Origin of the sequence: Kineococcus sp. GCM10028916 (assembly GCF_042674865.1) — a bacterium.
Taxonomy (GTDB): Bacteria; Actinomycetota; Actinomycetes; order Actinomycetales; family Kineococcaceae; genus Kineococcus.
Genome location: NZ_JBHTFM010000017.1, coordinates 17,120 through 31,235, shown reverse-complemented (window position 1 = coordinate 31,235; position 14,116 = coordinate 17,120). Strand labels below are relative to the sequence as shown.

General features: G+C 72.5%; 11 protein-coding genes. 4 read left to right on the top strand and 7 right to left on the bottom strand.

Going from position 1 to position 14,116, the window contains the following annotated elements:
* Positions 1-2 precede the first annotated feature (2 nt).
* The 5 genes from ACFQ46_RS16525 to ACFQ46_RS16505 form a co-directional block, all read right to left on the bottom strand.
* Complete coding sequence (locus ACFQ46_RS16525; protein ID WP_380260477.1) at positions 3-590, bottom strand: sarcosine oxidase subunit gamma; 588 nt, start codon at positions 588-590, stop codon at positions 3-5.
* Positions 580-3,435, bottom strand: a complete 2,856-nt coding sequence (locus ACFQ46_RS16520) for a glycine cleavage T C-terminal barrel domain-containing protein (RefSeq protein WP_380260476.1) — start codon at positions 3,433-3,435, stop codon at positions 580-582. The genes ACFQ46_RS16525 and ACFQ46_RS16520 overlap by 11 nt, the downstream gene beginning before the upstream one ends.
* Positions 3,432-3,701, bottom strand: coding sequence for a sarcosine oxidase subunit delta (locus ACFQ46_RS16515; RefSeq protein WP_328293167.1), 270 nt, complete (start codon positions 3,699-3,701; stop codon positions 3,432-3,434). The genes ACFQ46_RS16520 and ACFQ46_RS16515 overlap by 4 nt, the downstream gene beginning before the upstream one ends.
* An 11-nt stretch (positions 3,702-3,712) precedes the next feature.
* Positions 3,713-4,993, bottom strand: a complete 1,281-nt coding sequence (locus tag ACFQ46_RS16510) for a sarcosine oxidase subunit beta family protein (protein WP_380260475.1) — start codon at positions 4,991-4,993, stop codon at positions 3,713-3,715.
* Positions 4,994-5,088: 95 nt separating this feature from the next.
* Positions 5,089-5,829, bottom strand: a complete 741-nt coding sequence (locus tag ACFQ46_RS16505) for an IclR family transcriptional regulator (RefSeq protein WP_380260950.1) — start codon at positions 5,827-5,829, stop codon at positions 5,089-5,091.
* Between the two features lie 154 nt (positions 5,830-5,983).
* On the opposite strand from ACFQ46_RS16505, the gene ACFQ46_RS16500 reads away from it, so the two are divergent.
* The 3 genes from ACFQ46_RS16500 to aroC all read left to right on the top strand — a co-directional run bounded on the left by ACFQ46_RS16500 (position 5,984) and on the right by aroC (position 8,545).
* On the top strand, positions 5,984-6,655 hold the full coding sequence (locus ACFQ46_RS16500) for a GntR family transcriptional regulator (protein ID WP_380260474.1): 672 nt from the start codon (positions 5,984-5,986) through the stop codon (positions 6,653-6,655).
* Positions 6,656-6,748: 93 nt separating this feature from the next.
* Complete coding sequence (locus ACFQ46_RS16495) at positions 6,749-7,225, top strand: Lrp/AsnC family transcriptional regulator (protein ID WP_328293171.1); 477 nt, start codon at positions 6,749-6,751, stop codon at positions 7,223-7,225.
* Between the two features lie 84 nt (positions 7,226-7,309).
* Positions 7,310-8,545, top strand: a complete 1,236-nt coding sequence (aroC, locus tag ACFQ46_RS16490) for a chorismate synthase (RefSeq protein ID WP_380260473.1) — start codon at positions 7,310-7,312, stop codon at positions 8,543-8,545.
* A gap of 93 nt (positions 8,546-8,638) precedes the next feature.
* Here the strand turns inward: aroC and cls are convergent, their stop codons facing one another.
* Together cls and ACFQ46_RS16480 are read right to left on the bottom strand one after the other, a co-directional pair.
* The gene (gene cls / locus ACFQ46_RS16485) at positions 8,639-10,090 is read right to left on the bottom strand and encodes a cardiolipin synthase (RefSeq protein WP_380260472.1); all 1,452 of its coding nucleotides are present in this window, start codon (positions 10,088-10,090) and stop codon (positions 8,639-8,641) included.
* Positions 10,087-10,683, bottom strand: coding sequence for a TetR/AcrR family transcriptional regulator (locus ACFQ46_RS16480; RefSeq protein WP_380260471.1), 597 nt, complete (start codon positions 10,681-10,683; stop codon positions 10,087-10,089). The genes cls and ACFQ46_RS16480 overlap by 4 nt, the downstream gene beginning before the upstream one ends.
* Positions 10,684-10,915: 232 nt before the next feature.
* Between ACFQ46_RS16480 and ACFQ46_RS16475 the strand changes: the two genes are divergently transcribed.
* A complete protein-coding gene (locus ACFQ46_RS16475; RefSeq protein ID WP_380260470.1) occupies positions 10,916-14,035 on the top strand; it encodes an MMPL family transporter in 3,120 nt (1,039 codons plus the stop codon).
* The last annotated feature ends 81 nt before the right edge of the window (positions 14,036-14,116 follow it).

The following is a 14,116-nucleotide window of genomic DNA, read 5'->3' as shown; positions in this document are numbered from 1 at the left end:
GGTCAGCTCCTGAACTCGAGGGTGGCGTCGACCAGCCAGTCGGCGAGGTACCCCGCGAACGACGACCGGACGAAGAGGGTGAACGCGTCGCCGGTGCTGCCCAGCGAGAGCAGGACCACGCCGGCCTGACCCAGCGTCGTCTGGGCGCAGGCGTTCGGGGCGAAGCTGCGGGGGTGGACGTCGATCGAGCAGCCCTTGGCCAGCACCGCCCGGGCGTGCGGACCGGCGAGCCGCAGACCGACCCGCTGGGCGGAGACGTCGACGGCCGTCCCCCCGAACGGGGTCACCGCGGTCCGCAGGGTCGTCTCCAGGTCGAGGCCGCTGCGGGCGGACACCGCGGGTTCCGTGACCAGCCACTCGTCGGGGCCGAGCCACACGGCGCGTCCCCTCTCGGTGACGGTCCAGGTGTTGTTCCGCACCGGGAGGTCCGCGCCGAGGATCCCGGCGACGACGGCGGCCCCGGGCCCCGGCGGGACCCGCAGCGACACCCCCGCCTGGAACTCCTCGACGGTGACGAGACCGCCGGTGCGTTCCGTCAGGTCGGCGCGGGCGGACAGGGCGTGGCTGCGCGGGAGGGTCTCAACCGTCACGACGGGCTCCTTCGGGGTCGACGAGGACGGCGGAGGTGACCTCGACGGTCACCAGCGAACCGTTCACCGGGACGCTGAGGCGGTCACCGGTCCGCGCGTGCCCGCCCTTGACCAGGGCCAGGGCGAACGGCCGGCCGAGGAAGGCGCTGCGGTAGCTGGACGTCACGTGCCCGAGCATCGGGACCGGCGGTGCGGGCAGTTCCCCGAGCACACCACCGGGGACGAGCTCGACGATCTGGGAACCCTCCGGCAGCACCGTCTCGGCGTCCACGGGCAGCAGACCCACCAACTGCTTGCGCAGCGGGTCCAGGTTCTCCGCCCGGCGGAAGGACCGCTTGCCGAGGAAGTCGACCTTCTTCTTCGACACGGCCCACCCGAGGCCGAGGTCGTGCGGGGTCACCGTGCCGTCGGTGTCCTGGCCGATGATGGGGTACCCCTTCTCGGCCCGCAGGACGTGCATCGTCTCGGTGCCGTAGGGGGTGATGCCGAACTCCCGGCCGGCCGCGAGGAGGCGTTCCCAGACCGGGGCCGCGTACCAGCCGGGGACGTTGACCTCCCAGGCGAGTTCTCCCGAGAAGCTGATGCGCGACAGCCGGACCGGGACACCCTCGAACTCGACGTCGGTCCAGGTCATGAACCCGAAGGCCTCGGCGGAGGCGTCGATCCCGAAGACGGCGGCGATCACGTCGCGCGAGCGCGGTCCGACGACGGGGAAGGTCGAGAACTGCTCCGTCACCGAGGTGAGGTGCACCCGCAGGTGCGGCCACTCGGTCTGCAGCCACTCCTCCATCCAGTCCAGGACCTTCGCCGCTCCGCCCGTGGTCGTGTAGACGAGGAACCGGTCGTCGGCCAGCCGCAGGACGGTGCCGTCGTCGAGGACCATGCCGTCGGGGCCGCACATGACGCCGTAGCGGGCGCGGCCGACCTTCAGCGAGCTCACGAGGTTGGTGTAGAGCAGGTCCAGGAACTCGCCCGCGTCGGCACCCGAGACGTCGATCTTGCCGAGCGTGGAACCGTCGAGGATGCCCACCGAGGTCCGGACGGCGGCGCACTCGCGCAGGACCGCGGTCTCCACGTCCTCCCCCGGGCGGGGGTAGTAGCGCGGTCGCTTCCACTGCCCGACGTCCTCGAACACCGCACCGGCGGCGACGTGCCACGCGTGGACGGCGCCGGTGCGTTCGGGGTCGAACAACCGGCCGCGTTCCCGTCCGGCCAGGGTCGCGAAACCGACCGGCGTGTAGGGCGGCCGGAACGTCGTGGTGCCGACGGCGTCCGGACCGGCCCCCAGCAGTTCCGCGAGGATGCCGGAGGTGAGGATCCCCGAGGTCTTCCCCTGGTCGTGCGCGGTACCGATCGTGGTGTAGCGCTTCACGTGCTCGGGCGAGCGCATCCCGGCCCCTACGGCCCGTTGGACGTCGGCGACGGTGGCGTCGCGCTGCACGTCGACGAACTGCCGCTCGGGCGGACCCTCGACCCGCCACAGCAGCGCCGGGTCGGCCGGGAGGGGATCGGGGGCGACCTCGGGCAACGCCGGCGGGGACGCCAGGTCGAGACCGAGGTTCGTCAGCACGGTCACCGCGGCGTCCCGACCCCGGGCCAGGGTTCCGGCGAGGTCGAGGGTGCCGTTCGCGGCCCCGGCGACGGTCATGCCGCGGACCTCGTCGGCGGGCAGGAAGGCACCCAGCACGGGGTCGAAGCGCAACCGGCCGCGGGCCTGGCTGAAGAGGTGGACCGCGGGGTTCCAGCCGCCGCTGACCAGCAGCAGGTCGCAGGCGAGTTCCCGCTCGCCCGCCGCACCCGAGACCGACGCCCCGGTGACGCGCTGCACCCCCGTGGTCCCGTGCACGACGGAGTCCGCGAGGACCTCGACCCCGAGCGCGGCGGCGGTGCGGAGCAGGTGCTCGGACACCGTCGCCCGCACGTCGACGACGGTCGCGGGAACCCCGGCGGCGGCGAGGTCGAACGCGGCGGCGTAGGCGCTGTCGTTGGTGGTGAACACGACGGCCCGGCTCCCGGCGAGGACGCCGTAGCGGTGCAGGTAGGTCCGGGCGGACCCGGCGAGCATCGTGCCCGGTCGGTCGTTGTCGGCGAAGACGACGGGACGTTCGTGCGCCCCGGTGGCGACGACGACGTGCTCGGCCCGGATGCGCCAGACCCGTTGCCGCGACAGGTTCCGGGGGGCGGACGCGCCGAGGTGGTCGGTGCGGCGCTCGACGGCGAGGACGAAACCGTCGTCGTAGACGCCGAAGGCCGTCGTCCGCTGCAGGTGGGTGACGTCGGCGAACCCCGCGAGTTCGGCGACGACGGCCGCGACCCACTCCGTCGCCGGGGCACCGTCGAGGACGTCGGTGCCGCCGAGCAACGCGCCACCCGCCTCGGACTGCTCGTCGACGATCGCGACGCGGGCGCCGGTGCGGGCCGCGGTGAGCGCGGCGACGAGACCGGCCGGCCCTGCCCCGACGACGAGGACGTCGACGTGCAGGTGCGAGCGGTCGTAGTGGGCGGAGTCGGGGACCTCGGCGAGCTTGCCCTGACCGGGGATGCCCCGGGCCACGAGGCCGTCGAAGAGTTCCAGGGTGCTGGCCAGCAGCATCGGCTCGGGGAAGGGTTCCTCGACCTGGACCAGGCTGCCCGGGTCCTCGGCCCAGGCCGCGCCGATCCCCCGGGGGCGGCCGAGGCGGATGCTCGTGCCGGTCTGGTGGATGCCGTGCGCGAGCAGCGCCGAGGCCAGGGTGTCGCCGGGGTGCCCCGTGAGGGTCTGGCCGGCGAAGGTGAACTCGAGCGTCCGGTCGCGGTCGACACGGCCCCCCGTCGGGGTGCGGAACGGCTGGGTAGTGGTGTTCACGAGGCCCTCTCCCCGACGCGGTAGACCGTCGTGAACTGGTAGGTGGTGGTGTCCCGGACGGCGTTGAACCAGCGCCGGCACCCCGCGCTGTGGGACCACCGTTCCGCGAACGACCCCTTCGTGTTGTCGCGGAAGAACAGGTACTCCGCCCACGCCTCGTCGCTCGTCTCGGCGGGGACCTCGGGGTAGGCGACGTGCGCCTGGCCCCCGTAGTGGAACTCCACCTCTTCGCGCGGCCCGCACCACGGGCACTCGATGAGTTGCACGACGACCTCCCTCAGTGCGCCACGGCGGCAGCGCCGTGCTCGTCGACCAGGCGACCGGACACGAAGCGGTCCAGCGAGAACGCCGCGTTCAGCGGGTGCGGCTCGTCGTGCGCGACCGTGTGCGCGAACACCGACCCCACCCCCGGCGTCGCCTTGAAACCACCCGTCCCCCAGCCGCAGTTCAGGTAGACGTTCTCGAACGGGGTCTTGCCCACGATGGGCGACGCGTCGGGGGTCACGTCCACGATCCCGCCCCACGTCCGCAACAGGTGGGCGCGGGCGAAGACCGGGAACAACTCCACGGCCGCCGCCATCTGGCGCTCGATGATGTGGAACGCGCCCCGCTGCCCGTAGCCGTTGTAGGAGTCCACCCCAGCCCCCATCACCAGCTCCCCCTTGTGGGCCTGGGAGACGTACACGTGCACGGCGTTGGACATGACGATCGTCGGGTGGACCGGCTCCAGCAGTTCCGACACCAGCGCCTGCAACGGGTGCGACTGGATCGGCACCCGGAAACCCAGCAGGTCCGTCAGCACCGACGTGTTCCCCGCCGCCGTCAGCGCGACCTTGCCGCACGCGATGTCGCCGCGCGTGGTGCGGACGCCCGTCACCCGGTCCCCCGCGGTGACGAAACCCGTCACCTCGCAGTCCTGGATGATGTCGATCCCGGCCTCGTCCGCCCGTCGCGCCAGACCCCACGCCACGTAGTCGTGCTTCGCGATCCCCGCCCGCGGCTGGTAGGTCGCCCCGAGCACCGGGTAGCGGATGTCCTGGGAGGTGTTCACGATCGGGCAGACCTTGCGGACCTCGTCCGCGTCCAGCCACTCCGCGTCCACGCCCTGGAGCTTGTTCGCCTCGACCCGGCGCACCGAGTCCCGCACGTCCTGCAGCGTGTGCGCCAGGTTCAGCACCCCGCGCTGGCTGAAGAGGATGGGGTAGCCGAGGTCCTCCTCGAGGCCCTCCCACAACTTCAGGGAGTGCTCGTAGATCCCCGCCGACTCGTCCCACAGGTAGTTCGAGCGGATCAGCGTGGTGTTGCGGGCCATGTTCCCGCCCGCCAGCCAGCCCTTCTCGAGCACCGCGACGTTGGTGATCCCGTGGTTCTTGGCCAGGTAGTGCGCCGTCGCCAGCCCGTGCCCACCACCGCCGACGATCACCACGTCGTAGGACGCCTTCGGCTCGGGGTTGCGCCACAGGAAGTCCGGGTGCTCCGGCAGGTCCGCCCCCGGGGTGCGCGGGGGGTGGGGAACGGCATCACCCGGGTCGCGCGAGAAGGCGTCCACTGTGGTCATCGGCTCGTCTCCGTCAGGGTCTCGACGACTGGTATATCAGTCGTCGACGAGCCTAGGGGTGGGTCGCGATCGACGTCAAGGGACGAGTGCGGCCCTCACGGACGCCCGCCGAGGGCCTGCGACGCCCTGGCGGCCGCCTCCACGACGGCGGGGACGACCTCGAGCAGCCGTTCCGTCGTGAGGCGGTAGGCCGGACCGGAGACGCTGATGGCCGCGACGACCGTCCCGTCGGGGCCGTGCACCGGCGCGGCCACGGCGTGGAGCCCGACCTCGAGCTCCTCCAGCGTCGTCGCGTACCCGTCGACGGCGATCTTGTCGAGGACCTCCTCGAGGTCACGACGACGGACGAGGGTGGCGTCGGTGAAGCGGCGCAACCGGCCGGACACCCCGGCCGAGCGGACCGGCGGGCAGAACGCCATCAGGACCTTCCCGCTCGACGTCGCGTGCAACGGCGTGCGTTCCCCCACCCAGTTGTGGGTCACCACGGAGGACGCGCCCCGGACCTGGTCGACGTTGATCGCCGCGTCACCGTCCGCGACGGCGACGTTCACGGTCTCCCCGGTGGCGGCGGCCAGCTCCTCGCACGCCGGACGGGCCCGGCGCGTGACGTCCAGCTGGTCGGCGACGGCGCCGGCGAGGCGGACGACGGCCATCCCCAGCCGGTACTTGCCGCGGTCCCCGACCTGTTCGACCAGTCCGCGGCCCTCCAGCGCGGTCACCAGCCGGAACGCCGTCGACTTGTGGACGTCGAGGCGCTGGGAGATCTCGGTGACCCCGGACTCCCCGAGCTCGGCGAGGACCTCGAGGATCGTGACGGCCCGGTCGACGGACTGCACCGGCGAGGTGCGCGGTGCGTCGCCGCCGGGAGTGTCCTTCACGTGGTCCTCACGCCGACATGGTCTCAAACGGGTCGCCGGGCCACCGCCCGAGCGGACCGCGCTGCCGGCGGACTGACGTACCAGTCCACGGACAGCCACCTAGGATGCTGCCGTGAGTGCGGAGACCTCGCTGGAGCCGACCCCCACGCTGGCCGACCAGGCCTACGAGCGGCTGCGCGACCGCCTGCTCGTGCTCGACATCAGACCCGGCGAGCCCCTCCACGACGACGCCCTGGCCAAGGAGTTCGGCGTCGGACGGACGCCGGTGCGCGAGGCGTTCAAACGCCTCGAGGCCGACCGCCTCGTCGTCGCCTACCCCCGCCGGGGCACGTTCGCGACCACCGTGGACATGACGGACCTGGGCCAGATCTCCGAGATCCGCCGCGCCCTGGAACCCCTGGCCGCCGCCGGTGCGGCCCGGCGGGCGGGTGCGGCCGCGCGCTCGGAGATGCGCGAGCTCGCCCGCACCGTCGCCGGCCTGCACGCCGAGGTCGACGGCGGGACGCTGACCCAGCGCGAACTCATGCGTCACGACGTCGAGGTCCACCGCAGCATCTACCGGCACTGCGGGAACGCCTACCTCGCGGACGTCCTCGTCCGCCACGACAACCTCGCGACCCGGATCTGGTGCCTCGTCCTGGACCGGCTCCCGACCTTCGCCGGACACGTCGGTGAGCACGTGGCCCTGCTGGAGGCGATCGTCGCGGGCGACGCCGACGAGGCGGCGCGACTGGCCCACGAGCACGTCACGGGCTTCGAGGAGACCGTGCGCGGCGTCCTCTGAACGCCGCGCACCACCCGCTCCGACCACAAAACGCACCGGAGACACGATCGAGTGGGCACATTGCTCGTCGAGCACGGCCTCGGATGCGCCAGGATGTCACCCGTGCGCCGTCTCGACACCATCGATGCCCGGATCCTCCTCGCCCTGGACGAGGATCCCCGCGCGACCGTGCTGGGCCTCTCGCGCCAGCTGGGTCTGGCCCGGGGGACGGTCCAGGCGCACCTCGAACGCCTCGAGGCCGACGGCGTCCTGCACCGGTTCTCCCGGCGGCTCGCCCCCGCCGCGCTGGGGTTCTCGGTCTCCGCGTTCGTCATGATCGAGATCCACCAGGGGCAGCAGGACGACACCCTGCGCCGGCTCAAGGACACCCCCGAGGTGCTCGAGGTGCACGGCATCACCGGTGACGGGGACCTCATGTGCCGGGTCGTGGCCCGCGACGCCGACGACCTCTACCGGGTGGGACAGGGGCTGCTGTCCATCCCCGGGGTCGTCCGGACCCGGACCTCGCTGGCCATGCGCGAGCTCGTGCCCTACCGGATCGACCCGCTGCTGAGCGACCTCGCCGACTGATCGGCGGCACCACCCGGCCGTTCCCGGCCCCCCGACCCCCCTCGCGGCGAGGTCGGGGCCCCCCGGTGCGGCAGAATCAGGCACGTGCTGCGCTGGCTGACCTCAGGTGAATCCCACGGACCCGCGCTCGCGGGGATCCTCGAAGGCCTCCCCGCGGGGGTGGAGGTCGACAGCGCCCAGATCCGCGCGGCGCTCGCCCGCCGCCGCCTCGGCCACGGCCGCGGCGCCCGGATGGGCTTTGAGCAGGACGAGCTCGAGGTCATCGGCGGCATCCGCCACGGGGTCACGCAGGGTGGCCCGATCGCGCTGCGCATCGGCAACACCGAGTGGCCGCGCTGGTCGGAGGTCATGGCCGCGGACCCGGTCGACGCCGAGGGCCGCCGCTACGACGAGCCGGGCCGGCTGCCGGCCCGGGGCCGTTCCGCCCCCCTGACCCGGCCGCGCCCGGGCCACGCCGACCTCACCGGCATGCAGAAGTACGGCTTCGACGACGCCCGGCCGGTGCTGGAACGCGCCTCGGCCCGCGAGACCGCGACGCGCGTCGCCCTCGGCGAGGTCGCCCGCGCCTTCCTGGCCCAGACCGTCGGGGCCGAGGTGGTCTCGCACGTGGTGTCGCTGGGCACGGTGGACGCCCCGGCCGGCGTCGTCCCCGCCCGCGGGCAGCGGGACGTCATCGACGCGGACCCGGTCCGCTGCGTGGACCCCGCGACCAGCGCGGCGATGGTCGCCGAGATCGACCTGGCCCACACCGAGGGCGACACCCTCGGCGGGGTCGTCGAGGTCGTCGTGCACGACCTGCCGCCGGGCCTCGGGTCCTACGTGCACTGGGACCGCAAGCTCGACGCGCGTCTCGCCGCGGTGCTCATGGGCATCCAGGCCATCAAGGGCGTCGAGGTCGGCGACGGTTTCGAGACCGCCCGCCGCCGCGGTTCCGCCGCGCACGACGAGATCGAGCGCACCGACGGCGGGGACGGCGCGGAGGGCATGACCGTCCGCCGCCGCACCGACCGGGCCGGCGGGATCGAGGGCGGGATGACCAACGGCGAGGTCCTGCGGGTCCGCGCCGCGATGAAACCCATCTCGACCGTCCCCCGCGCCCTGGACACCGTCGACACCTCCTCGGGCGGTGCGGCGCAGGCGATCGCGCAGCGTTCCGACGTCTGCGCCGTCCCCGCGGCGGGTGTCGTCGCCGAGGCCATGGTGGCGCTCGTGCTCGCCGACGCGGTGCTGGAGAAGTTCGGCGGCGACAACGTCGAGCAGGTGCGCGCGAACGTCGCGTCCTACCTCGACGGCCTGAAGATCCACGTCTCCGGCGCCTGATCGACCGACTCCTGGGAAGTTTTCCACCCCACCTCACGTCGTGAAGGGTGGAAACCTTCCCAGGAGTGGCCGGGGACGGGTGGGGCCGGGGTCTCACTGCAACGCGGCGGTGAGGCGCATGACGTTGTCGAGGTAGCGCTGGCGGAGGGGGCGCTGCGACCACTCCGCCGGCGTGAGTTCCCGGGACCGTTCGCGGTACTCCGAGACCTTCGCGGTGAGTTCCCCGACGAACGCGGGTTCCAGGCCGAGCAGCGACACCTCGTAGTCCAGGCTGAACGAGCGCATGTCCATGTTGCTGGACCCGATCACGGCTCGTTCGCCGTCCACGACCAGCACCTTGCTGTGCAGGACGGCGGGGAACGGCAGCATGTGGATCCGGACCCCGGCGTCGAGCAGCGTCGTGTAGTACGACCGTTGCGCGTGGTGGACCATGAACTGGTCCGCCTTCTCGGACACGAAGAGCTCGACGTCGACACCCCGGTAGGCCGCGGTCGTGATGGCCTGCTCCAGACCGTCGTCGGGGATGAAGTAGGGGCTGACGACGGAGACCGAACGGGTCGCGGCGTGGATCAGCGCGGAGAACATCCGCAGGTTCGGTTCCGTCGGGAACCCCGGACCGGAGGGGACGACCTGGAAGGCGCCCGTGGAGCCGCCGGACGGTTCCGGCCCCACGGCGTCCACCTGCGTCAGCGTCTCCCCCGTCTCGGCGAGCCAGTCGGTCGCGAACACCGCCTCCAGGGACTGGACGACGAACCCCGTGAGTTCCACGTTGAGGTCGACCCAGCGCCGCCCCGCCCGGACGTTCTTGCGGACGAGGTACCCCTGGTCGATGAGGTTCTGGGAACCGACGAAACCCGTCCGGCCGTCGACCACGACGAGCTTGCGGTGGTTGCGCAGGTCCGGGCGGCGCCACCGGCCGCGCAGCGGGTCGATCGGCATCATGCGGTGCCACTCGACCCCGTCGGCGGTGAGCCGCTCGTTCATGCGCATGTGACCGGGGTACTTGCGCGACCCGAGGTGGTCGTAGAGGAAGCGCACCGTCACCCCGCGCGCGACGGCGTCGCGCAGGGCGTCGAAGAAAGGTTCCGTCGTGGCGTCGAGGGCCGCGATGTAGAACTCGACGTGCACGCTGCGCTCGGCGGTCGCGACGGCCGCCGCGAGCGCACCGACGAACTCCCCGTCCGGCAGCAGCCGCCGGTGGTCGCCGGAGACGCAGGGCAGCGAGGTGAGCCGGCGGTTGAGCCCGAGCAGCGAGGCGAGGTGCGCGTCGGCCACCAGACCCGGCGGGAGCGAGGGGAGGTCCTCGACGCGTTCGGCGATGACCTGGTTCACCTGCTGCTGCAGGCGGTGGCGGCGGCCGGTGACGTAGGGGCTGCCCAGCAGCAGGAAGAGCGGCAACCCGACGATCGGCAGGAAGAGGATGAGCAGCAACCAGGCCGAGGAGGAACCGGGTTTCCGGTTCTCGGGAACGGTTCCGACCGCGACCACCTTCACGACGTAGTCGAGGACCACGAGGACCTCGCTGAGGATCGCGATCAGGCTCACCGGCAGCTCACCATCCGAGGCGCCCTGCGCGGCAGCAGGAAGCGTCGACCGATGTCCATGAGCATCCCGCGCAGGGCGTCGTCCGGGATGTCCCGGCACGTCTCGTCGCCCAGCGGGCCGACCATCCCGGTCAGGAAGAACACCGTCGCCACCCGCCGCTCGTCGTCGGCGTCCGGGCCGGCGAGCAGTTCGCGCAGTTCCTCACCGATCTCGCGCATGCGCGGGTGGTGCTCCTGCAGGTGCGCGAACACCGGGTCGACCGCCGCGACGACGTAGATCCGACGGACCTCGACGATGAGGTCCACGAGACCCGCGAGGGCGGTCTCGACCTGCGCCCGACGACCCCGCCGGGCCCGCGCCCGCTCGACGATCTCGAGCACGCGGTCGAGGAAGGGCGCGACCACCCCGACGACGAGGTCGTCCTTGGTCTTGTAGTGGTGGTACACCGCGGCCTTGGTGACGCCCATCTCGTCGGCGATCATCTGCAACGACGTACCGCTGATGCCGTGCTCCGCGAACAACCGCAGCGCCGCCTCGTGCAGGCGGGTCCGACCGGGTCCCGGCGGACGTCCGTCGCCGACCGTCGCCGTCATCGATCTCCCGCCCGTCACCGTGGACGTCCGGTGCCGTCCGGACGTCACTGTACCTGCGGCTACGACTTTCGACGGATGATCCACCCGTCGACAACTAGCCGATCGACTAGGTGATGTCTCTTGGCCCGCCTCGCGCGGCCGGGGTACCGTCGAGCATCTCCACGCAGTAGAGCGACGTCGCCACCGGCGCCGACGGACCTCGTGTCGTCCCTCACGAAGGAGCCTCTCCCCGATGGAAACCCTGCTGTACCGACTGGGCCGCTTCAGCGCCCGCCGCCACTGGCAGGTGCTCGCCGTCTGGGCCGTCCTGCTGGCCGTCCTCGCCGGCCTCGCCTACGGAGTCGACAAGACGGCCGCGACCGACACCAGCTTCTCGATCCCGGGGACGCAGGCCAGCGAGGGTCTGGACCTCATCGGGCAGAAGTTCTCCGCCGGCGCCAACAACGCCACCGCGACGGTCGTCTTCCAGGCCCCCGCGGGGCAGACCCTCACCGGTGCCGACGCGGCCTCCGTCGAGGACCTGCTGGCGCGGTTGCGCGGCCTCGACGGGGTCGTCTCGGTGAGCGACCCGCTCGCGGCCGAGACCCCGATGCTCTCCGCCGACCGGACGATCGCGTCCTCGACGGTGACCTTCGACGGGGTCGTCGGGGACATCACCAAGGAACAGGCCGACGCGCTCGTCGCGGCGACGGACCACGACGCCGGTGACGTCCGCGTCGAGATGACGTCGCAGGTCGTGACGAGCGAGGCCGGGCACGCCAGCGAGGCGATCGGCGTCGCCGTCGCGTTCCTCGTCCTCATCCTCACCTACGGCGCCCTGGCCGCCGCGGGGGCCAACCTCCTCACGGCGGGCCTCGGGGTCGGCGCCGGCATCCTCGGCATCACCGCGCTGGGCAACGTCGTCTCGCTCTCGGCCACCACCCCGGCCCTGGCGGGCATGCTCGGGCTCGCGGTCGGCATCGACTACGCCCTGTTCGTCTTCGCCCGCACCCGCACCGAACTGCGTCGCGGGGAGACCCTCGACCGGGCCATCGCGAAGGCGACCGGGACGGCCGGGACGGCTGTCGTGTTCGCCGGGACCACGGTCATCATCGCCCTGGCCGGTCTGGCCGTCGTCGACATCCCGTTCCTGACCCAGATGGGTCTGGCCGCCGCGGCCACGGTCTTCGTCGCCGTCATCGTGGCCCTGACCGCCGTCCCGGCGTTCCTCAAGGTCCTCGGCCTGAAGGTGCTGCCCAAGAAGGAACGCCACCGCGACCCAGCCGGCCTGCGGGCCGCCGCCGAGAGCGACGACCACGCCGAGGCCGACCTCGCCGGTCCGGGGCTGCTGGGCCGCTGGGCCCGCGGCGTCACCAACCACCCCGTCGTCTCGCTGCTCGTGGCCGTCGTCCTCGTCGGCGCCATCGCCATCCCCGTCGCCTCGATGCGGACGGCGCTGCCCTCGGCCGAGAACGACGACCCGGCGAGCTCCTCCCGCCAGGCCTACGACCTGCTCGTCCAGGGCTTCGGGCCGGGCTCGCAGTCCAGCCTCCTCGTCCTGGTCAACGGCACGGACCCGACCGCCGTCGCCGGCGCGGCCACCGAGGTCACGAACGAGGTCAAGGGCCTCGCCGACGTGGCGGCCGTCGTGCCGGGCATCCCCTCCGCCGACGGCACCGCGCAGCTCATCACCGTCGTGCCCGGTAGCGGGCCGACGGACACCCGCACCAGCGACCTGGTCCGCAACATCCGTTCCGCCACCGGCGGCACCACCGGGGCCGAGGTCCTCGTCACCGGTCAGACCGCGCTGGACATCGACGTCACCGACTCGCTCAACGACGCGCTGCCGAAGTACATCGCGCTGATCGTGGTCCTGGCGCTCCTCCTGCTGATCATGCTGTTCCGCTCGCTGGCGGTGCCGCTGCTGGCCACCGTCGGGTTCCTGCTCTCGCTCGGCGCCTCGCTGGGGGCGGTCGTCGCGATCTACCAGTGGGGCTGGCTCTCCGACGTCTTCCAGGTCCCCCAGCCGGCACCGCTGCTGAGCTTCATGCCGGTGCTGGTCGTCGGGATCCTGTTCGGGCTCGCGATGGACTACCAGATGTTCATGGTGTCGGCGATCCACGAGCAGCACGCCCACGGCCGCAGGCCCAAGGACGCCGTCCTCGCCGGGTTCCGCCGGTCGGCGCCCGTCGTCGTCGCGGCCGCGTTCATCATGTCCGGCGTCTTCGTCGGGTTCGCCACCAGCGGTGACCAGATCATCGGCTCGATCGGCATGGCCCTCACCGTGGGCGTCCTCGCCGACGCGCTCGTCGTCCGCATGGTCATCATGCCCGCGGCGCTGACCCTGCTCGGCAACGCCGCCTGGTGGATGCCGCGGTGGATGCAGAAGCTCGTCCCGAACGTGGACGCCGAGGGCCGCAGCCTCGACGCGCTGCTCAGCACCGAGGCCGCCGCCTCGAGCGGACCGGCCCCCGCGCAGGCGGTTCCGGTCCCCAGCCAGCGCGAGGAACGTCGCCGGCCGGTCGACCCGGAACTCGCGGGGACCCCGCACGGGATGCCGGCCGAGCAGCGGGTCGCGCGGATCCTGCAGGACCTCCCGCTCGGGATCGTCGGGCTGGTCACCGGGTCGGCGGGGAACCCGCTGGCCGGCGCCGTGCTCACCGTCACCGACCCCGCGGGACAGCAGGTCGTGCGGAGCACGTCCGACGAGGTCGGGTTCTACGAGCTGCCGCTGGACGCGGGCGGCACGTTCGTCCTCATCGTCGCCGCGGCGGACGCGAAACCCGCCGCGCACCTCGTCCCGGTCTCCGACCGCACGGTGCGCCACGACGTCCGGCTCGTCGGCAACGCCGCCGTGCACGGCCTCGTGACGGGGGCCGACGGGAAGGACCCGGTGTGCGACGGCGTCCTCACCCTGCTCGACGTCCAGGGCCGGGTGGTGGCCTCCACCCGCACCGACGAGGCGGGTCGCTACCGGTTGAGCGACCTGGTGGCCGGCACGTTCGTCCTGAGCGTGCTGAGCGAGTCGTTCCGTCCGGTGGCCCGCACGATCGACCTCGGGCCCGGCCAGGAGCTCGAGGAGGACGTGCGCCTCAGCCACGGTGGCCGGTTGATCGGCCAGGTGTCCGCGGCCAGCGACGGACGCGGGGTTCCCGAGGCCGCCGTGACGCTGGTGGACGGTGGCGGCTCCGTCGTCGAGCGTGCCACCACCGACCCCGAGGGCTCGTTCCACTTCGACGACCTCTCCGCCGGCCACTACACGCTGACCGCGGCGGGTTACGCCCCCGTCGCGACCACCGTCGAGGTCGACGAGGGCACCCACCGCGACGTCGAGGTCAAGCTCGGCGAAGGAGCCACCCCCTCCGACTCGTGATCTTGCGGGGAATCCCCGCAAGATCACGAACGGCAGGGTGAAACCCAGGGTTGACACAGTCGTCAACCCTGGGTTTCATGA

Bases quoted from the DNA above. Each gene is read 5' to 3' on its own strand.
- ACFQ46_RS16510 (WP_380260475.1), bottom strand. From the start codon at position 4,993: ATGACCACAGTGGACGCCTTCTCGCGCGACCCGGGTGATGCCGTTCCC.
- ACFQ46_RS16495 (WP_328293171.1), top strand. From the start codon at position 6,749: ATGTCACCCGTGCGCCGTCTCGACACCATCGATGCCCGGATCCTCCTC.
- ACFQ46_RS16480 (WP_380260471.1), bottom strand. From the start codon at position 10,683: ATGACGGCGACGGTCGGCGACGGACGTCCGCCGGGACCCGGTCGGACC.
- ACFQ46_RS16475 (WP_380260470.1), top strand. From the start codon at position 10,916: ATGGAAACCCTGCTGTACCGACTGGGCCGCTTCAGCGCCCGCCGCCAC.